This window comes from Lysobacter sp. H23M47 (assembly GCF_015209765.1).
GTDB classification, from domain to species: Bacteria; Pseudomonadota; Gammaproteobacteria; order Xanthomonadales; family Xanthomonadaceae; genus Novilysobacter; species Novilysobacter avium.
Map to the genome: position 1 here is coordinate 2,171,512 of NZ_CP063658.1, position 18,686 is coordinate 2,190,197.

Genomic DNA, 18,686 nt, shown 5'->3' on the forward strand with positions numbered 1-18,686 from the left:
GAGACGCGCATGCGAACCCTGTCATTCTTGATGCTCCTACTGATGGGTTTTGCCTGCATGCCAACCAACCACGCCCAGACACCGTCCGCGTTGCACATCCCCAATCCAGGATCCCCCGAGCGCGCTGCCATCCTCGACAGCGCACGCGCCTCGATCGACGAGGAGATCGGCCGCACCGTCCAGTTCGTGGTCGAGCGCCTGGCCATACAGGGCGAGTGGGCCTTCCTCTACGCCCACATGCAGGCCAGTGATGGCGGCCCGGTGGACTATGCGCGCACCTCGATGGCGGAGGCGGCCGAAGCCGGCTTTGTCTCCCAGGTCTATGCCGGCCTGCTGGAGAAGGAGGACGGCGAATGGGTCGTTCGCGCCCAGGCCATCGGGCCGACCGACATGGCGTGGCAGCCGTGGGCGGCGGACTATGGCGCGCCCGAGGCGCTGTTCAAGCTCGATTGACCTGCTGGCAACCGCCGGTGCGGTGGGCGACCGCCGGTTGGCCACGCCCTCTCATCGCCCGGGCAGCGCGCCGCCGACCCGCTTCAACCGCTCCCGGCCAGCCACGGCCTGAGCGCGTCCGCGTCGAATGGCCACGCCAGTTCCCGCATGGTGTCGAGATCGAGCAGCACCGGGACGCGCACACCGTAGCGTTGCTCCAGGCCCGGATCGTCGTCGATGAATACGCTCTCGAAGTCCGGCGCCCGGGCGCGCGCCAGCTCCAGCAGCGCCAGGTCGCACAGGTGGCAATCATCACGCTGGTAAAGGATCAGCTGCATCTTCTCGGGGCGCCTCTGCAATGGCCCGGGGGCGGCGGCTATCATAGGCGTTCATTCCGGAGGGCTCCGCAGCCGTGACCAGGTTTCTTCTTTCCGCCGCGCTGATGTTCTCACTGGCCGCGTGCAGCGCCGAGCAGGCCTCCGCCACTGCCGCGCAGTCACCCGCGTGCGATGTTGCCGAGGCTGCCCTGATCGGCGACTGGCAGCGCAGCGGCGACGCGGGGACCTTCGAGCAGTTCTCGCTTGTCACGCAGAACGGCGTACGCCGCTTCGACTCGTGGCTGCACGAGCGCCCGGAAGTCAGTGGCGGTTCGTGGACCTATCAGGCCGACGACTGCCGCCTCGCCCTCAACGGCGCCGACAGCAACCTGGCGTGGCACTTCAAGGTGTCCGCGGACGAGGCTGGCAACCGGCTCACCCTGAGTCCGCTGGATGCTGGCAGCGGCACCGTTGACGGAACCTACCAGCGACTCGCCGACTGATCGGGCACGTTGCGCGTCGGCTGGCCGCGAGCCTTGCACGCCAACCAGCGTCGTCCCTGAGCGGTCCGCACGCCCACCCACCGCTGTTTTCAGTACTGGATCCACATGTCCGTCAGTTGTTTCGACCTGTTCAAGATCGGCATCGGGCCGAGTTCCTCGCACACGGTGGGGCCGATGCGCGCCGCTGCCCGCTTCATCGAGCGCTGGATCGTCGACAACGGCGATCTTGAGCGCACCGCGCGCGTGCGCGCCGAGGTGTTCGGCTCGCTGGCGATGACCGGGCGCGGTCACGGCACCGACAAGGCCCTGATGATGGGTCTGGAAGGCCATTGGCCGGACCGGATCGACCCGGACATCATCCCGGCGACGCTGGAGCGCATCCGCGGCGGGAAACGCATCCGCCTGCACGGCCGCCATGAGATCGGCTTCGACGAGAAGCACGACCTGATCATGAACAAGCGCCAGAAGCTGCCGTTCCACACCAACGGCATGCGCTTCACCGCCTACGACGCGGCGGGCGAGGTGATCGCCACGCGGGATTACTACTCGGTCGGCGGCGGCTTCGTGGTCAACGAGGACGAGGCGGCGGAGGACCGCATCGTCGCCGACACCAGCGTGGTGCCCTACCCGTTTTCCTCCGGCGACGAGCTGCTGATGCGCGCGCGCGACAGCGGCCTTTCGATCGCCCAGATGATCCATGCCAACGAGCAGGTCTGGCGCAGCACGGCCGAGATCGATGCCGGCCTGGACCAGCTGTGGGACGCGATGAAGTCCTGCGTGGAGCGCGGCATCCGCTCTCCCGGGACGTTGCCCGGGGGGCTGCGTGTTACCCGTCGCGCACCCGCCCTGCACGCCGACCTGCAGTCGCGGCCCGACGCCGGCCTGGACGATCCGCTGACGATGCTCGACTGGGTCAACCTGTTCGCGCTGGCAGTGAACGAGGAAAACGCCGCCGGCGGCCGCGTCGTCACCGCGCCTACCAACGGTGCGGCCGGGATCATCCCGGCGGTGCTGCATTACTACGACCGCTTCATCCCCGGCGCCAACATCGAGGGCGTGCGCACCTTCCTGCTGACCGCCGCGGCGGTCGGCATCCTCTACAAGGAAAACGCCAGCATCTCCGGCGCCGAAGTGGGCTGCCAGGGCGAGGTCGGCGTCGCCTGCTCGATGGCGGCCGCCGGTTTGACCGCGGCGCTGGGCGGCAGTCCGGTCAAGGTCGAGAACGCGGCGGAGATCGGCATGGAACACAACCTGGGCCTGACCTGCGACCCGATCGGGGGGCTCGTCCAGATCCCCTGCATCGAGCGCAACGCGATGGGCTCGGTGAAGGCGATCAACGCCTCGCGGCTGGCGATGCGCGGGGACGGTTCGCAGAAGGTCAGTCTCGACAAGGTCATCAAGACCATGCGCGACACGGGGCGCGACATGCAGGACAAGTACAAGGAAACCAGCCGGGGCGGGCTGGCGGTGAACGTCATCGAGTGCTGAGGGGTTAGAAGCGTCGCGGCTGCGCGGTCTCGGAGCACGGGCGCGGGTGCCGTTGGGTGCGAATGTCCCCCGGCACCGGTGAAGCCGGTGCCTCCTTCTTTATTTCGCACCCAAGGGCACCCGCTCCCTCGTAATGGCTTCCGGCACCGGTGAAGCCGGTGCCTCCTCTTGTTTCGCTCCACTCGCGCCCGTCGGTGGGGCATCGCGGTGTTTGATAAAGCACAGAGCCGGCCGCACCTCGCAAGGCAGAAATCGGCTGACAGACGTGACCTGCAGGGCTTCCGGGCGAAATAAAGGAGGAGGCCTGCGCCGCAGGCGTGGGCCGGGGGACATTCGCCGGGAAGCCCTGCAGGTCGCGGCCAATTCGCAGAACCGAGCGAAGACTCCCACTTTTCGTTCAATCAGGCGTTGAGCGCGCGATTCGCAATGCATCGTCGAGGAGGCCCGCGGCGGTGACTTCCGCGCCTGCGCCAGGTCCCTGGATCACCAATGGTTGGTCGCGGTAGCGGTCTGACCAGATTGCGAGCTTGTTGTCGGTGCCGGCGCCGCTGGCGAGGGGATGGGTCGCGTCCAGCGTCTCCAGGCGCACGGTGGCGCGTCCGTTCTCCAGTCGGGCGATGTAGCGCAGTTGCGCGCCCTTTGCTGCTGCATCCCGGTGGAGCCGTTGCAGCAGAGCGTCGATGGGCGGAGGAACTACGGTGTCCTCGCCTCTCGCGCCGACCGGGTCTTGCCCCGCCTCACGGACCGCCAGATCCAGTAACGACTCCACTTCCACCTCCTCACTGGACAGTGCTACGCCGGCGGCGCGGGCGAGGATCAGGATCTTGCGGCGCACGTCCTGGCCGGACAGGTCTTCGCGCGGATCCGGTTCGGTGTAGCCGGCCTGCCGGGCTTCGTCCACCAGTTCCGAGAAAGGCTTTCTGCCGTCGTAGTGGTTGAACAGCCACGCCAGCGATCCGGACAGCACGCCGGCGATGGCATGGATGCTGTCGCCGCCGGCCTGGAGGTCGCGGATGTTGCGCAGCAGCGGCAGGCCCGCGCCGACGGTGGCGCTGTCGCCATAGCGGGCGTTGCCGTGAGCCGCGGCGTCGTGGATGGCCTGCCGGCGCTCCAGCGTTGTGCCAAGTCCCAGCTTGCAGGCGGTCACCACGTGGATGCCCTGCGCCAGCCAGCGGGCGTGGTGGTCTGCGACCTCGCCGCTGGCGGTCGCGTCGATGATGATGCGGTGCGCCGGCCCGTTGCCGGCAAGCGCTTCGGCGACACCTGACAGATTCGCCAGCGCGGAGTCGGCCTGCCACGCACTGCCATCCACGAGCCGCAGTTTGATGTCGACGGGACAAAGCCGCTCGGCGCGCAACGCGCCGCGGGAATTGCCCGCATGCACCAATGCCAACGAATCTCCGCGCGGGGTGCCAGCCCACCCTGCCAGTCGGTCGAGAACGGCCTTTCCGACGTTGCCGGTTCCGAGCAGTGCTACACGGGCCGAGGGCTCACTCGGCGTTCGGTGTACGCGCCGATCGTGTTGCGAACCCGCTGCGGTCTCCGTGCGCACATGCGTGTCCGTGCGCCTCTCGGACCGTACGCTCGTGTTGAGCCGCGGACTCTCGTCACCGCCAACCCGCAGGCGGTTCGCCACGCCCGCGCTCATTGCGCTGCACACGGGGCAAGCTGGATACGCTGGACGCGCTCCAACGCCGCGCCCAGATCGGCCCGCAGGTCCTCGGCGTGCTCGATGCCGACCGACAGGCGCAACAGGCCGTCGGTGATGCCCGCCGCGGCACGTGCCTGCGCGGTCATCGCAGCGTGGGTCATCGTCGCTGGGTGGGCGATCAGGCTTTCCACGCCGCCGAGCGACTCGGCCAAGGTGAAGTACGCCAGCCCATCCAGGAACGCGCGCACCGCGGTCTCGCCACCTGCGCCGCCGTCTTCCAGCTCCAGCGAAACCATCGCTCCGAAGCCGTCCTGCTGGCGCGCCGCGACGGCGTGGCCGGGATGGCTTTCCAGCCCGGGGTAATGGACGGCGCGCACCGCCGGGTGGCCGTCGAGCAGGTCCACCAGCGCGGCCGTATTGCGCTCATGCACACGCAGGCGCGCATCCAGCGTGCGCAGTCCGCGCAGGGTCAGAAAGCTGTCGAAGGGCGAGCCGGTGATGCCCAGGCAGTTGGCCCACCACGCCAGGTGCTCGTGCTGGTCCTGCTCGCGGGCGATCACCGCGCCACCGACCACATCGCTGTGGCCGTTGATGTACTTGGTGGTGGAATGCACGACCACGTCGGCCCCAAATTCGATCGGTCGCTGCAGCGCCGGCGAGAGGAAGGTGTTGTCGACCACGACGCGCGCGCCAGCCGCGTGCGATGCCTCGATCACGAAGCGCAGGTCGGTCACTCGCAGAAGCGGGTTGGATGGCGTCTCGATCCAGACCACCGCCGGCCCCAGCGCCAGCGCCTCGGCCAGCGCGCGCGGCGAGGTCAGGTCCACGGTCGTCAACTCGAAGGCGCCCTTCTCCGCCAGCGCGTTGAACAGCCGCCAGCTGCCACCGTAGGCATCGTGCGGCACGACCAGCCGGTCGCCGGGTTTCAGCAGCGCGTTCAGCACCAGCGTGATCGCAGCCATACCCGTCGCCGTGACCACCGCGCCAGCGCCGCCTTCCAGCTCGGCCAGCGCCTCGGCCAACAGGTCGCGGGTCGGATTGCCGCTGCGGGTGTAGTCGTAGGTGCGCCTGTCGTTGAAGCCGGCAAAGCTGAAGTTGGACGACAGCACCAGCGGCGGGGTGACCGCGCCGAAGGCTTCGTCACGGTCGATGCCGGCGCGTACGGCGGTCGTACAGCGATGCGACGGGCGGGCCTGCACGTGCTGCGCCCTCATGCCAGCGCCTCGGCGTCCGCATCGGCGGCAATGTCGAGCAGGGCCTCGCGCAGGATGCCGTCGATCGCGCGCGACTCCTTCAGGAACGCGTCGTGGCCGAAGCGCGAATGGATGACGTGCAGGCGGGTCTCGCCGCGCAGGCGCTGGACCAGGTCGTAGGCATCGGCCAGCGGCACCAGCAGGTCCTCCGCCACCGCCACCACGGTCACCGGCACATGCACGGTTTCCGGATCGACCGCCTGCAGGTCGATGGATTCGGACAGGCGCACGAAGGCGTGCGCGGCCACGCGGTCGGCGAACTGCTGGCCGCAGTGGTCCAGATAGTCCTCGGCGGCGACCTGGACGCGGCCGTTGACCACCTTGGCGGCGCCGAAGCGGCTGTCGAACTCGTCGGCGGTGCGGTAGCTGAGCATGGCCAACTGGCGTGCCAGCGCCACGCCCTGGCTGTCATCGCACTGCAGCGCGCCCAGGGCGACCGCGCGACGCTGCAACGCGCGCCAGGCACTCGCGTAGGGATGCGCACGGTGAAACCCGCTGATCGCGACCAGACGGCCCACGCGCCGCGGATGCAGCGCGGCCAGGTGCAGGCCGACCATCGCGCCGTAGGAGTTGCCGATGAAGGCGCTCAGGCGCGCAATGCCCAGCGCGTCCAGCAGCGCGACCACCGCTGTCGCCTGGTCCACCGGATCGATCACGGCGTCCAGCGTGCCATCGCCGCCGACCCAGTCGAAGGCGAGGATGCAGTGCTGGCTGGGATCCAGCGCACGGCCCGGGCCGGACTGCTCCTGCCACCAGCCGGCATCGCTGAACTGGTCGCTGGCACCGACGTGGCGGTTGGCGGAAATCCCGCCGGCCACGAACAGCACCGGCAAGGACGGATCGCCGACGCGCTCGTAGCGCAGGGTCACCGCGCGGGTGCCGGCGTGGCGCATCTCCAGCTGGACGTCGATCTCGCCGCGCACCGCCATCTTCCGTGCCACGGCCGGGAACCGCGAGACGGCGACGTGGCGGGGCTGGAAAAGGGTTTCGGTGGTGCGCGAAGCGAGTTGCAGGCTCATGAGGGCTATCCGAAGTGGCGGGGAGCCATCGAGGGATGGCTGCCAACGCACACTGGATCGTGCCGGCAACCATCTTCCGGCCACCGCTGAAGCGCGGCGCCGCAGGATTTGGCACCCGTTCGCGGCTTGCGCTGCGATGGGTTGCCCCGGCTTCAAAGGGCCTGTCCCTCTGCCGGTCTCGATGGATGGCAGGCAGTGTGCCCACGCTTTCTGGCGATGTCAATCGCTTTATCCGCATAAAGCGATGCCTTGCTCGATCCGGTCGTTGCGCACCCGCCACCGCCCCGCGCACGTGCAGGCACTAGACTGCCCGCCATGACTCTCTGCCGACTCTTCGCCGCGACCGGCGTACTCCTCGCCCTGGCCGGCTGCGCCACCGGACTGCAACGCAACAGCGACATGGCCCCTTTGAGCGATGTCGACACCGCAACCTTCCCCGTGGATGAGCGCGTCGTGCCCGAGCGCTATGTCTCGCCCGCCCATCCCGGCGTGGAACTAGACTCGCTCGCCACCTGGCCCGCGCCCGACGGCCGCACCTGGCTGATCGCCAGCGCCAAGACCGCGCACACCCTGATGGTGTTCGACGCCGACACCGGCGAATGGCTGCAGACCGTGGGCGGCACGGAGGACGCCGCGCGCACGTTCAAGCGTCCCAACGGCCTGGCCGTGCACGGCGACCACCTCTTCGTCGCCGAACGCGACAACCACCGCGTGCAGATGCTCGCCCTGCCCGACTTCACCACACTCGGCACCTTCGGCGAAGACCAACTGCGCAGCCCCTACGGCCTGTGGATCAACGAGGTCTCGCCCGGCGGCCTGGACGTGTATGTCACCGACAGCTTCATGTACGGCAAGCGCTACGAGATCGTGCCGCCGCTGGAGGAACTCGACCAGCGCGTGCGCCGCTTCCACGTCGAGCTGGATGGCGAGGGCTACACCGCCGACTATCTCGGTTCGTTTGGCGACACCGCTGAGCCCGGCGCGCTGCGGGTGGTGGAATCCATCGCCGGCGACCCGACCTTTGACCGCCTGATGATCGCCGACGAGCGCTTTCCCGGCAGCACCGGCCGCAACGCATCCACCCTGCGCGAATACACCCTCGCCGGCATCTTCACCGGCCGCAGCCTGCCCGAGGACACCTTCGCCACCGAAGCCGAGGGGGTCGCGCTGTGGGCCTGCAGCCCCGACACCGGCTACTGGGTCGCGGTCGACCAGCGCGAGACGCGGACCGCCTTCCACCTGTTCAACCGTGTCGACCTCGCGCCTGCCGGCAGCTTCCGCGGCATGACCACCGCCCTGTCCGACGGCATCGCCGTGCATGCCGCCAGCACCGCCGCCTTCCCGCACGGCGCGCTGTTTGCCATGCACAACGACGAGTCGGTGAGCGCGTTCGATCTGGCCGATATCGCCCGCAGCCTGGAACTTGCCGCGGAATGCACCGGCTCGCGGTGAGTCGCATGCGTCACATGCGGGTCCGCCCGATGTCACTACTCGCGCCGGTGGTAATCGCGTTGGCGCTCCCTTCGCTGGCCCCGGTCAACGCTGCCACTCCCACGGCGGGCGCCCCGGATAGCTGCGCCGCCCGGGTCCGCATCGAAGCCACCGACGACGGCTACCACGCCTGGGCCGACAACCCCCTGCCCGGCCCGATCGAAGTCAGATTGCGCTACCGCCAGCGCCACAACACCGTTTCCTCACCGGCGTTGCCCGCGCGCGCCACCATCCCCGCCGGCAGCAGCGTCGTGGTCGCGGCTTTCCGTGTCGCCGACCCATCGCGACCGGTCGACTTCGACCTTATCCTGGACAGCGTGCCCGGAAACCCGAGCGCACAGCCGCGCGATGTGACCTACCTGCTGCCGCTGACGAAAGACACGCCAGTCATGATCGATCAGGGTTTTGCCGGCAGCTTCAGTCACGACGACGATGAAAACCGTTACGCCATCGACTTCGCGGTCCCGGTCGGCACCGCCGTATTGGCAGCGCGCGACGGCGTGGTGATGCAGGTGATTGACCGCTACCCCGATACGCCCCGCAACAACCCGGCCGAACACCGCGGCGCCGGACCGGCTGACACACGGCTGCGCAACGCCAACCTCGTCCGCATCCTGCATGACGACGGCAGCATGGCCGTGTATGCGCATCTGCAACGGGGCGGCGCAGTTGTCGCGCAAGGGCAGCGCGTTCGGACCGGCCAGCACATCGGTTGGTCCGGCAACACCGGTTTCAGCACCGGTCCACACCTGCACTTCGCAGTGCAGGTCAATCGCGGCATGCGGCTTGTCTCGCTACCGTTCCGGATGGAAGGGGCTTCCCCTATCCCAAGTGATAGCGGCGCTTCTGTGGGGGAGCCGGGGCAACGGGAGTGAGTGTCCTTGGGTGCGAATGTCCCCCGGCACCGATGAAACCGGTGCCTCCTCCTTTATTTCGCACCCAAGGACACCCGCACCCGTGTGGAGCGCATAGACAAGAGTCAAGGCGCTTTGGGTAGCGCCTCGTCAGGTAGACCGTCCCGGACCTTATTTCTGCGGGGTCCTTGAGGTCAGCTGCGCCTTCCGAAGCAGACGCTCAGTGCGCATCACGTAAAGGACGAACACGGTCTGTCCGTCGTAGCGATAGAACACCCGGCACGGCGGCTCGACAACCTGCCGATACCGCGAACGCCCCAGTTCCGCCGGGCGGCTACCGCTTTCAGGATGGTCCGCCAGCTGCTCGACATGAGCGAGGACGCGCTTGACCAGTTCCGATGCCGCGACCGGATCCTCCAACGCGATGTAATCCGCGATCGCATCCAGATCGCTCAGCGCGGGCGCTGTCCAGACTATTTCAGCCATCGGGCGAGGCGCTTCCGGGCTTGCGCGTGAGTGACAACACGGCTCTCGGCAATCGCCTGTTCACCGCGGGCAATGCCCTCAAGCACCGCCATCCGCTGCTGCATGAGCTGGTAGCTCTCGACGTCCACCAGATACGCACTCGGCAGGCCGTGTTGCGTGATGAGGATGGGCTCCTTGTCCCGCTCGATGTCAGAGAGCAGTTCAGTCGCCTGGCGCTTGAGGGTGGTGACGAGTTCGGTACGCATGGAGTGACACTAAAGTATCACTCGTGACCGCGCAAGCTCCCGCCCCGCACGTCAACCGGCAAGCCGACGGTGATAACTTGCGTGTCGCAAACGAAGCGACAGCAGCTATTGCTCGATGAGTCGTCCCAGCGGTGACCATTTCCGTCACATCGCACGCCAAAACAGACCAATTACGTCACCTGAACGATCGAGGTCACCGGCCAAACGTGACTGGCGGTTCAGTTTCGACATCCAAAACCGGGAAAACCACACTTGGCACGGGAAGTGCGTACCTTACCGTGCACGTGCCAACCAGCACGGCTGCCCGAGGACCGGAACGCCCGGCTCAGACGGCACGTGAAAACTGACCACTCCTAGGGGAAACACCATGAAGAACGTACAGAAAGGTTTTACGCTCATCGAGCTGATGATCGTTGTTGCGATCATCGCGATCCTGGCTGCGATTGCGCTGCCGGCTTATCGTGATTACACCGTCCGCGCCAAGGTCAGCGAAGCTGTGATGGCGGTTAGTGCATGCAAAACGTCGGCGTCTGAGTTTTTTGCGACGACGAATGCACTGCCAACTTCGCTCGCGGAGGCTGGCTGTAATGAGGCTACAACCGGAACCAGTCAGTATGTTAGCAACTTGACGATGGCTGCCACCGGCGGTGCTATTTCGGTCGTAACTGCTGCGACCGGCGCGGCGCCTGCTGAATGCACCTTGACCCTTACACCGACAGTCGCTAATGGCGAGATCACCGCTTGGGACGGCTCCCACTCGGGCTGTTCCGCTAAGTACGTTCCTGCGACATTCCGCTAAGGGCTGCACCGTTAAAAATAGATAGATCATTCAAGGGCTGGCTGCCCTTAGAAACTTTCTTGTTGATTCATAAAAGCCCTTCTTCGGAAGGGCTTTTTTTCGCAAGTGACTGGAAGAAAAGTAGAAGAAAGCGATCAGTTAACATTTTCACTTGAATCCGCATCCTGAAATAACCTGCACGTATTCACTCGACCCGCCTTCCTGGCAACACAAAGAACCCCGGCATCCGCCGGGTTTTTTTGTGGTTCTTCTCCCGACTGAGCGAACGGCGTACGGCCTCGTTGACACCCCTCCACTTCCATAGCAGACTCGGTTCCACGGAGCGTAGAAACTCCCCTAAGAGCGGTCCCCACCTCCGTCAAACCGGTGGGTTTTTTGTGCCCGTGCTGCTGCGGGCGTGGACCGACGCAATGCCTGCGTCGGGAGGGCGGCTAATACAACACCCTCCGGGGAAATACGCCCGCCGTCTCTTAGCGGTTTCTAACCTCCCGACTTCCCGTCGGCCGCGTTGCGGTGGCGGGTCACTTCATGGAATGAGGAGGCGACGATGTCGAAGCGCGAATCGGAGAATATGGATACGACCGGCTATGTATTGCCTGAGGACAGCCAGTTCCGGCTCAAGAAGGCAGGCAAACGCCGCTTGGTCTTCGGCGTGACCCTGGAGCAAATGGACGAACTCGACCGCCTGCTCGCCATGATCACGGCCCACGGCGACGTGGTGTTCAGCGCCCATGATGCCGACCTGGCCATCGGCACGTTGCCGTTGGTGGGGCATGCGATCTTTGACGATGCCATTGCCGCGAAGGACATCATCGGTCAGGTGACGTCGCAACGGCTCGGCCGGTCGCCCAAGCCGCGAAGCGGTATACGCGAGGAGCGGGCCATTTATGGTGCCCGGACCGCGGGGAGATCCAGGCATGATCCTGCCGGGCTGATGGTTTCGGCGCAGGCGGATTCGTCAAGGCAGCAGGACTCTGTCGCCCGGCATTGAGCAAGCTGGATGCCATTGCCGGCCATGAGTCAATGACGTACTATCCGCCATGATCTTCATCGAGACCGCGGTGCTCACCCACCAAATCAGCGAGATGGTGACGGTTGACCATGAACAAGAACCTTTTTGCCGAACTCCTTGAGAGCGTGGAACAGGCGGGCGAGATCATGCGCGGCGAGCGCGCTGCGTCTCGCGAGTTCAACGTCGACGCGGTAGAGATCAAGAAAATCCGCGCCGTCACGGGCCTGTCGCAACCGAATTTCGCCAAGATCCTTGACGTGGACGTAGGCACGCTCCGGAATTGGGAGCAAGGGCGTCGCGAGCCCACCGGACCCGCGCGGGCACTGCTGCGTGCGATCAAGAAAGACCCCGAGCATGTAATGCGAGCGTTGGCGCTATGACAAAGCCCGTCGACGTTCAAACCATATGACCCATACGAGGGCACGCGTGCACTGGAAATGGCCCGCACCCTGACGGGGCCAGGTAGTCCTCCCGCAGGATTTCGCCGGGATGAATGGCGCGCATCTTGTTGGTGGGATGGATCATGGGAGCACCTCAGTGGGTACGTCACGCGTAAAGCGTCAAACGGGGTGATCCGCCCCGAACAAGGCGCCGTGCCGCTCCCACACGCCGGCCATGAGCGTGTTTGCAGTAAAGTCGTCCGCACGGAACCACAGGGGATCACATGAACGCCGTAGCCACTGCCAACCTCGTCGGTATCACGGGCATTGCCCGCCGCCTCGTGCAGGATGGCGCGCTTTCCGAGTCCGCCGCGCGCGAGGCGATGGCAGCGGCTACCGAGCTGCGCAAGCCGCTGGCCAGCTACATCATCGAGAAGCGCCTTGTCGCGCCCGCGCATCTGGCCGCGGCCAACTCCATCGAGTTCGGTGTGCCGATCTTCGATGCCGCGGCGATGGACCCCGAGCAATCGGCCATCAAGCTGGTCAAGGAGGAACTGCTGCGCAAGCACACGGTGCTGCCGCTGTTCAAGCGCGGCAACCGGCTGTTCGTCGGCATCGCGGAGCCGACCAACACCCACGCGCTGGCGGAGATCAAGTTCCAGACCAACTTCACCGTCGAGGCGATCCTGGTCGATGAGGAGAGCATCAAGCGCCATCTGGATCGCTGGCTGGAAAGCGCCGACGCGCTCGGCGATGTCATGGGCGAGGATGACGAGGGCCTGGAGAACCTGGATGTCGGTGGCGGTGACGACGACCTGTCCGGCGATTCCGGTGTGGACGCCAAGACCGACGACACGCCGGTGGTCAAGTTCATCAACAAGGTGCTGGTGGACGCGATCCGCCGGGGCGCCTCCGACATCCACTTCGAGCCCTACGAGACCGAGTACCGCGTGCGCCTGCGCATCGACGGGCTGCTGAAACAGTCCGCCAAGGTGCCCGTCAAATTGCAGCCGCGCATATCCGCACGCCTCAAGGTGATGGCGCAGCTGGACATTGCCGAGCGCCGGGTGCCGCAGGACGGGCGAATCAAACTCAACCTGAGCAAGACCAAGCAGATCGACTTCCGCGTGAGCACGCTGCCGACCCTGTTCGGCGAGAAGATCGTGCTGCGTATCCTCGACGGCAGCGCGGCCAAGCTGGGCATCGAGAAGCTCGGCTACGAGGACGACCAGCGCGATATCTTCCTCGCCGCGGTCAAGCGCCCTTACGGCATGGTGCTGGTCACCGGCCCGACCGGGTCCGGCAAGACGGTCTCGCTGTACACCGCGCTGAACATCCTCAATGACGAGACCCGCAACATCTCCACCGTCGAGGATCCGGTCGAGATCCGCGTGCCCGGCATCAACCAGGTGCAGATGAACGTCAAGCGCGGCATGACCTTCGCCGCCGCGCTGCGCAGCTTCCTGCGCCAGGATCCCGACGTGATCATGGTCGGCGAGATCCGCGACCTGGAAACCGCCGAGATCGGCATCAAGGCCGCGCAGACCGGTCACATGGTGCTGTCCACCCTGCATACCAACGACGCCCCGCAGACCATCGCGCGCCTGATGAACATGGGCGTGGCGCCGTTCAACATCACCTCCTCGGTGACGCTGGTGATCGCCCAGCGCCTGGCGCGCCGTCTGCACAGCTGCAAACGCCCGGTGGAACTGCCTGAGCACGCGCTGCTGGCGGAGGGCTTTACCGCCGAGGAAATCGCCAGCGAGGACTTCACGATTTTCGAGGCGGTCGGCTGCGCGGACTGCACCGAAGGCTACAAGGGCCGTACCGGTATCTACCAGGTCATGCCGATGACCGACGAGATCCAGGGCATCGTGCTGGCCGGCGGCAACGCGATGCAGATCGCCGAGGCCGCGCAGAAGTCCGGCGTGCGCGACCTGCGCCAGTCGGCGCTGATGAAGGTGCGCAACGGCGTCACCAGCCTGGCGGAGATCAACCGGGTGACCAAGGACTGATCAGGCTCAACATGCAACAGCCCGCAATACGCCTATAGCGGTAAGGTGCTATATATTGAGCCTTACGGACCATTTCCGAGCCTAAGCATCAATATGTTGAGCTTTAACTTGGCGACGCCGGGTGAGGTCAGCCGCGAACTGGGGACACGGGTTCGCCACCACCGGTTGACCCGCAGCCTGTCGCAACCCGAGCTGGCCGCGCGGGCGGGCATATCGGTGCCCACCCTGCGCAACATCGAGCGCGAAGGTCAGGCCACACTGGATGCGTTTATCAGGGTGCTGATGGCATTGGGCATGTCCGAACAGCTCGCGCCCCTGCTCGACACCCGCGCCACATCCCTCAAAAGCATGGAGCAGGCCAGCAAGCCCCGGCAGCGCGCGCCAAGGAAGCGCACGTGAAAAAGCTCAGCGTGATCTACGCGGGCTGGGGGGAGCGCTACGTCCTGGGTCACCTGGGGGACGACGGCACGCAGGTGCTGTTCGAGTACTCACCCGTGGCATTGCAGCAGGGGCTCGAACTGTCCCCTCTGCGCCTGCCCTTGCGCGAGCAGGCCTACGGTGGCTTCCCCGGATATCAGCTGTACCTGCCGGGACTGATCGCGGACGCCCTGCCCGATGGCTGGGGCATGCTGCTGATGGACCGGATTTTCCGCCGGGAAGGACGCAATCCCGCCCGCATATCGGCGCTGGACCGCCTCGCCTTTATTGGCGACACCGCGATGGGCGCGCTGTCATTTGAGCCGCCCAGCGAGGGCGAGCTTGAGCCTGCAGACGTGCAACTGATCGAGCTCGCCATGCGGGTGCGCGAGGTGCAAAGCGCGACAGGTACGGAGAGCGGGGACGTATTGCGTGAGTTGGCTCTGCTGGGCGGCTCACCACAAGGTGCGCGGCCCAAGGTCCTGGTGAACTTCGACCCGGCGTCCGGACACATGTCCAATTCGGAGCAAGGCAGCGGTACGCCGTGGCTGGTCAAGTTCCAAGCCGGAAACGAGCACAAGGAGGTGTGCGCCATCGAAGCGCTGTACGCCCGGCTGGCAGCCGCCTGCGGGATTCAGATGCCCGCTTCGCACTATTTCGATCTGGACAGCAATCTGGCCGCATTCGGGGTGGACAGGTTCGACCGCGAGGATGGCATGCGGGTGCCCATGCATACCGCCGCCGGCGCGCTGGACATGGACTTCCGGATGCCATCGCTCGACTACACCACCCTGCTCCGCTTGACCCGTTTCATGACCCGTGACGAGCGTGAGGTCGCCAAGGGCTATGCGCGCTGCGTGTTCAACGTGGTTTTCAACAACCGTGACGATCATGCCAAGAACTTTTCCTTCCGGCTGCGGCAGGACAGGCAATGGACGGTGTCCCCGGCGTACGACCTGACCTTCAACGAAGGCCCCCGGGGAGAACACCAGACGGACATCTGCGGCGAGGGACGTGCCCCCACCCGTAAAGACCTGCTGCGTTTGGCAGACGAGGCTGGCATCGACACGCGGGAGGCCCTTGACATCATCGCCAGATGCGTTGACGTCGCCGGGCATTTCAAGGTGATGGCCGGGGAATTTCCGGTACGCACTGGCACGGTCGACCACATCACCGGGCGGATCGAGGCAAACCGGCGGCGGATGTAGATCAACCGGGTGACCAAGGACTGATCAGGCGTATGTGACCGGCGTTGCTATCGCGACGCACCGGGTCAGGATATGCTGGCGCACGGCATGTCCCGTTTGAGGTTGCGGGCGCGTGCCGGTGATCCGTGGCCCGGGGATGGCGGCGGATCGCCCGGGGATGGCGTACCGATGCCGGCGCGCCGCGCTGCACTAATCAACAAGTGACACTGGGGAAACACGCTATGTCTGTCAGCCGCACTGCCGCCAAGAAACCCGTCGTGGCGCCACGGCGCGCCGAAGCGACGCCGCTGTTCGTCTGGGAAGGCACCGACAAGCGCGGCATCACCATGAAGGGCGAGCAGACCGCGAAGAACGCCAACTTCGTGCGCGCCGAGCTGCGCCGCATGGGCATCACGCCCAAGGTCGTCAAGATCAAGCCCAAGCCGCTGTTCAGTGCCGGCAAGAAGGTGACGCCGCAGGACATTGCGGTGTTCGCGCGACAGGTTGCCACGATGATGAAGGCCGGCGTGCCCATCGTCGGCGCGCTGGAGATCATCGCCAGCGGCAACAAGAACCCCAGGATGCAGGTGCTGGTCAACTCGATCCGCTCCGAGGTCGAGAGCGGCTCTTCACTGAGCGAGGCGCTGGGCCAGCATCCGGTCCAGTTCGACCTGCTGTTCCGCAACCTCGTGGCTGCCGGTGAGTCGGCCGGTGTGCTGGAAACGGTGCTGGATACGGTGGCGACCTACAAGGAAAACACCGAGGCGCTCAAGGGCAAGATCAAGAAGGCGATGTTCTACCCAGCGGCCGTGGTTGCGGTCGCATTGATCGTCAGCGCGATCCTGCTGGTGTTCGTGGTGCCGATGTTCGAGGACGTGTTTGCCAGCTTCGGCGCCGAGCTACCGGCGTTCACCATGCTGATCATCAAGCTGAGCCGGTTCATGGTGGCGTGGTGGTGGCTGATCCTGATCGTCGCGGTGGCTACCGTGGTGGCCTTCATCATGGCGAAGAACCGCTCGGTCGCGTTCCAGTTTTTCCTCGACCGTATGATCCTGAAGGTGCCGGTGGTCGGCCAGATCATCCACAACTCCGCCATCGCCCGCTTCGCTCGGACGTTGGCCGTGACCTTTCGCGCCGGCGTGCCGTTGGTGGAAGGCCTGGATACGGTCGGCGGCGCCACCGGCAACATCGTCTACGAGAAGGCTGTGCACCGCATCCGCGACGACGTGGCCGTGGGCTACTCGGTCAATATGGCGATGAAGCAGGTCAACCTGTTCCCGCACATGGTGGTGCAGATGGTGGCCATCGGCGAGGAAGCCGGCGCACTGGACACGATGCTGTTGAAGGTCGCGGAGTTCTACGAGCAGGAAGTCGACAACGCCGTGGACGCGCTGTCCAGCCTGCTGGAGCCGATGATCATGGTGTTCCTGGGCGTGGTGGTGGGCGGCATGGTGATTGCCATGTACCTGCCGATCTTCAAGCTTGGCGCCGTGGTGGGTTGAGGCAAAATAGGGCATGGCATTTCTCGATCAGAACCCCGAAATCGGCTACCCACTGGTCGCCGGTTTCGGCCTGCTGCTGGGCAGTTTCCTCAATGTGGTGATCCTGCGCATGCCGCGCCGGATGGAGTGGCAGTGGCAGCGCGACAGCCGCGAGATCCTCGGCGAGCCGGAGACCTACGATCCGCCGCCGCCGGGCATCGTGGTGGAACGCTCGCACTGCCCGCACTGCAAGCACCAGCTGTCCTGGTACGAGAACATCCCGCTGTTCAGCTGGCTGGCCCTGCGCGGGCGCTGTCGCAGCTGCAAGGCGCGCATCTCGGCGCAGTACCCCCTGGTGGAGCTGCTGACCGCGGTGTTGATGGTCGCTTGCGTCGCCCGCTTCGGCTTCGGCTGGCAGGGCTTCGGGGCAATGGTGTTCACCTGCTTCCTGATCGCGCTGTCCGGTATCGACCTGCGCACGCAACTGCTGCCTGACCAGTTGACCCTGCCATTGATGTGGCTCGGGTTGATCGCGGCCGTCGACAACCTCTACATAGCCGCCAAACCGGCAGTGATCGGCGCCGTCGTCGGCTACCTGAGCCTGTGGGTGGTGTGGTGGCTGTTCAAGCAGATCACCGGCAAGGAAGGCATGGGCCACGGCGACTTCAAGCTGCTGGCCGCGATTGGGGCCTGGACCGGCCTGGCAGGCATCCTGCCGACCGTACTGCTGTCCTCGCTGGTGGGCGCCATCATCGGCTCGATCTGGCTGGCCGCGAAAGGCCGCGACAAGGCCACGCCGATCCCGTTCGGGCCGTATCTCGCAGTCGCCGGATGGATCATCTTCTTCTGGGGCGAGCAGTTGATCGGCGGCTATATGCGGATCTCGGGACTGGCCTGACGGAAGTGCGCGCGAGCGGCGTGGCTCCTTGTCCGCTCGTGTCGCGATCCAAGAAATCCCGCGCCATGACATCCTGCGCCGCATGAGCAACTACATCATCGGAGTCACCGGCGGCGTCGCCGCGGGCAAGAGTGAAGTCACCCGGCGTTTCGAGGCGCTCGGCGTGGTCGTCGCCGATGCCGACGTCGCCGCACGCGAGGCGGTCGCCCGCGGCTCGGACGGCTTGGCGGAATTGGTGGATACGTTCGGCGCTGGAATCCTCACCGCCGACGGTGATCTGGACCGCGCCGCGATGCGCGAGCGGGTCTTCACCGACACCGATGAGCGCAAACGGCTGGAAGCCATCGTCCATCCACGGATCCGCACCAAGGTGCGCGCGATGTGCGAGCAGGCGGACGGTGCTTACGCCATTGCGGCAGTGCCGCTGCTGGCCGAGGGGGGTGGTCGCACGGCGTACCCATGGCTGGGACGCATTCTGGTGGTGGATGTGCCAGTGGCAGTCCAGCATGCCCGCCTGATGCAGCGCGACGGCGTGGATGCGGCGCTGGCCGACGCGATGATCGCCGCCCAAGCCACTCGCGCGCAGCGCCTGGCGATCGCAGACGACATCATCGTCAACGACGGTGGCTTGGACACGCTGGATGGGCACATCGCGGCGCTGGATCGGTCCTTTCGCGCGCTGGCAGCGGCAGTCGCCGCCTGAGGATTGGGATACGCGCCGGGCAGCACTTCTTGCCGGAGCTCCATCTGAATTAGCC

At 65.9% G+C, this 18,686-nt stretch carries 20 protein-coding genes and 1 riboswitch; of the genes, 14 read left to right on the forward strand and 6 right to left on the reverse strand.

Annotated features, from left to right (window positions below; all coding sequences use genetic code 11):
• The first annotated feature begins 9 nt into the window (after nucleotides 1–9).
• On the forward strand, nucleotides 10–453 hold the full coding sequence (locus INQ43_RS09845) for a hypothetical protein (RefSeq protein ID WP_194034097.1): 444 nt from the start codon (nucleotides 10–12) through the stop codon (nucleotides 451–453).
• A gap of 83 nt (nucleotides 454–536) precedes the next feature.
• Here the strand turns inward: INQ43_RS09845 and INQ43_RS09850 are convergent, their stop codons facing one another.
• A complete protein-coding gene (locus INQ43_RS09850; RefSeq protein WP_194036317.1) occupies nucleotides 537–770 on the reverse strand; it encodes a glutaredoxin family protein in 234 nt (77 codons plus the stop codon).
• Between the two features lie 74 nt (nucleotides 771–844).
• Here INQ43_RS09850 and INQ43_RS09855 point away from each other — a divergent pair, with 74 nt between their 5' ends.
• Both INQ43_RS09855 and INQ43_RS09860 read left to right on the forward strand, forming a co-directional pair.
• A complete protein-coding gene (locus tag INQ43_RS09855; protein ID WP_194036318.1) occupies nucleotides 845–1,252 on the forward strand; it encodes a PQQ-like beta-propeller repeat protein in 408 nt (135 codons plus the stop codon).
• A 105-nt stretch (nucleotides 1,253–1,357) separates the two neighbouring features.
• Nucleotides 1,358–2,740, forward strand: coding sequence for an L-serine ammonia-lyase (locus INQ43_RS09860; protein WP_194036319.1), 1,383 nt, complete (start codon nucleotides 1,358–1,360; stop codon nucleotides 2,738–2,740).
• A gap of 397 nt (nucleotides 2,741–3,137) precedes the next feature.
• On the opposite strand, the gene INQ43_RS09865 is transcribed toward INQ43_RS09860, so the two are convergent.
• The 3 genes from INQ43_RS09865 to INQ43_RS09875 all read right to left on the reverse strand — a co-directional run bounded on the left by INQ43_RS09865 (nucleotide 3,138) and on the right by INQ43_RS09875 (nucleotide 6,663).
• Complete coding sequence (locus tag INQ43_RS09865) at nucleotides 3,138–4,211, reverse strand: homoserine dehydrogenase (RefSeq protein ID WP_228062688.1); 1,074 nt, start codon at nucleotides 4,209–4,211, stop codon at nucleotides 3,138–3,140.
• 173 nt (nucleotides 4,212–4,384) lie between these two features.
• Nucleotides 4,385–5,605 (reverse strand): cystathionine gamma-synthase, encoded by a 1,221-nt coding sequence (metB, locus tag INQ43_RS09870; protein WP_194036321.1) that lies wholly within the window; start codon nucleotides 5,603–5,605, stop codon nucleotides 4,385–4,387.
• A complete protein-coding gene (locus tag INQ43_RS09875; RefSeq protein ID WP_194036322.1) occupies nucleotides 5,602–6,663 on the reverse strand; it encodes a homoserine O-succinyltransferase in 1,062 nt (353 codons plus the stop codon). Before INQ43_RS09875 ends, metB begins: the two co-directional genes overlap by 4 nt.
• A 66-nt stretch (nucleotides 6,664–6,729) precedes the next feature.
• A riboswitch (SAM riboswitch) is annotated at nucleotides 6,730–6,851 on the reverse strand.
• A gap of 127 nt (nucleotides 6,852–6,978) precedes the next feature.
• Between INQ43_RS09875 and INQ43_RS09880 the strand changes: the two genes are divergently transcribed.
• Both INQ43_RS09880 and INQ43_RS09885 read left to right on the forward strand, forming a co-directional pair.
• Nucleotides 6,979–8,115, forward strand: coding sequence for a phytase (locus tag INQ43_RS09880; protein WP_194036323.1), 1,137 nt, complete (start codon nucleotides 6,979–6,981; stop codon nucleotides 8,113–8,115).
• A 5-nt stretch (nucleotides 8,116–8,120) separates the two neighbouring features.
• The gene (locus INQ43_RS09885; protein ID WP_228062478.1) at nucleotides 8,121–9,029 is read left to right on the forward strand and encodes a peptidoglycan DD-metalloendopeptidase family protein; all 909 of its coding nucleotides are present in this window, start codon (nucleotides 8,121–8,123) and stop codon (nucleotides 9,027–9,029) included.
• 150 nt (nucleotides 9,030–9,179) lie between these two features.
• On the opposite strand, the gene INQ43_RS09890 is transcribed toward INQ43_RS09885, so the two are convergent.
• Nucleotides 9,180–9,494 (reverse strand): type II toxin-antitoxin system RelE/ParE family toxin, encoded by a 315-nt coding sequence (locus tag INQ43_RS09890; protein ID WP_194036324.1) that lies wholly within the window; start codon nucleotides 9,492–9,494, stop codon nucleotides 9,180–9,182.
• Nucleotides 9,482–9,739: a type II toxin-antitoxin system prevent-host-death family antitoxin gene (locus INQ43_RS09895; protein WP_194036325.1), complete on the reverse strand. Its 258-nt coding sequence runs from the start codon at nucleotides 9,737–9,739 to the stop codon at nucleotides 9,482–9,484. The genes INQ43_RS09890 and INQ43_RS09895 overlap by 13 nt, the downstream gene beginning before the upstream one ends.
• Before the next feature lie 367 nt (nucleotides 9,740–10,106).
• Here INQ43_RS09895 and INQ43_RS09900 point away from each other — a divergent pair, with 367 nt between their 5' ends.
• The 9 genes from INQ43_RS09900 (at nucleotide 10,107) to coaE (ending at nucleotide 18,631) form a co-directional block, all read left to right on the forward strand.
• Nucleotides 10,107–10,538 (forward strand): pilin, encoded by a 432-nt coding sequence (locus INQ43_RS09900; RefSeq protein ID WP_194036326.1) that lies wholly within the window; start codon nucleotides 10,107–10,109, stop codon nucleotides 10,536–10,538.
• Nucleotides 10,539–11,085: 547 nt separating this feature from the next.
• Nucleotides 11,086–11,529, forward strand: a complete 444-nt coding sequence (locus tag INQ43_RS09905) for a hypothetical protein (RefSeq protein ID WP_194036327.1) — start codon at nucleotides 11,086–11,088, stop codon at nucleotides 11,527–11,529.
• A 110-nt stretch (nucleotides 11,530–11,639) separates the two neighbouring features.
• A complete protein-coding gene (nadS, locus tag INQ43_RS09910; protein WP_194036328.1) occupies nucleotides 11,640–11,930 on the forward strand; it encodes a NadS family protein in 291 nt (96 codons plus the stop codon).
• A 284-nt stretch (nucleotides 11,931–12,214) separates the two neighbouring features.
• Nucleotides 12,215–13,945, forward strand: a complete 1,731-nt coding sequence (gene pilB, locus INQ43_RS09915; RefSeq protein WP_194036329.1) for a type IV-A pilus assembly ATPase PilB — start codon at nucleotides 12,215–12,217, stop codon at nucleotides 13,943–13,945.
• Nucleotides 13,946–14,041: 96 nt separating this feature from the next.
• Nucleotides 14,042–14,344, forward strand: a complete 303-nt coding sequence (locus tag INQ43_RS09920; RefSeq protein WP_228062479.1) for a helix-turn-helix transcriptional regulator — start codon at nucleotides 14,042–14,044, stop codon at nucleotides 14,342–14,344.
• Nucleotides 14,341–15,570 carry a type II toxin-antitoxin system HipA family toxin gene (locus INQ43_RS09925; protein ID WP_194036331.1) on the forward strand — a complete coding sequence of 410 codons (1,230 nt, stop codon included), beginning with the start codon at nucleotides 14,341–14,343 and terminating at the stop codon, nucleotides 15,568–15,570. Before INQ43_RS09920 ends, INQ43_RS09925 begins: the two co-directional genes overlap by 4 nt.
• A 221-nt stretch (nucleotides 15,571–15,791) precedes the next feature.
• Nucleotides 15,792–17,051, forward strand: a complete 1,260-nt coding sequence (locus tag INQ43_RS09930; RefSeq protein WP_194036332.1) for a type II secretion system F family protein — start codon at nucleotides 15,792–15,794, stop codon at nucleotides 17,049–17,051.
• Nucleotides 17,052–17,064: 13 nt separating this feature from the next.
• Nucleotides 17,065–17,928, forward strand: coding sequence for an A24 family peptidase (locus INQ43_RS09935; RefSeq protein ID WP_193984256.1), 864 nt, complete (start codon nucleotides 17,065–17,067; stop codon nucleotides 17,926–17,928).
• Between the two features lie 82 nt (nucleotides 17,929–18,010).
• Nucleotides 18,011–18,631, forward strand: a complete 621-nt coding sequence (coaE, locus tag INQ43_RS09940) for a dephospho-CoA kinase (protein ID WP_194036333.1) — start codon at nucleotides 18,011–18,013, stop codon at nucleotides 18,629–18,631.
• The last annotated feature ends 55 nt before the right edge of the window (nucleotides 18,632–18,686 follow it).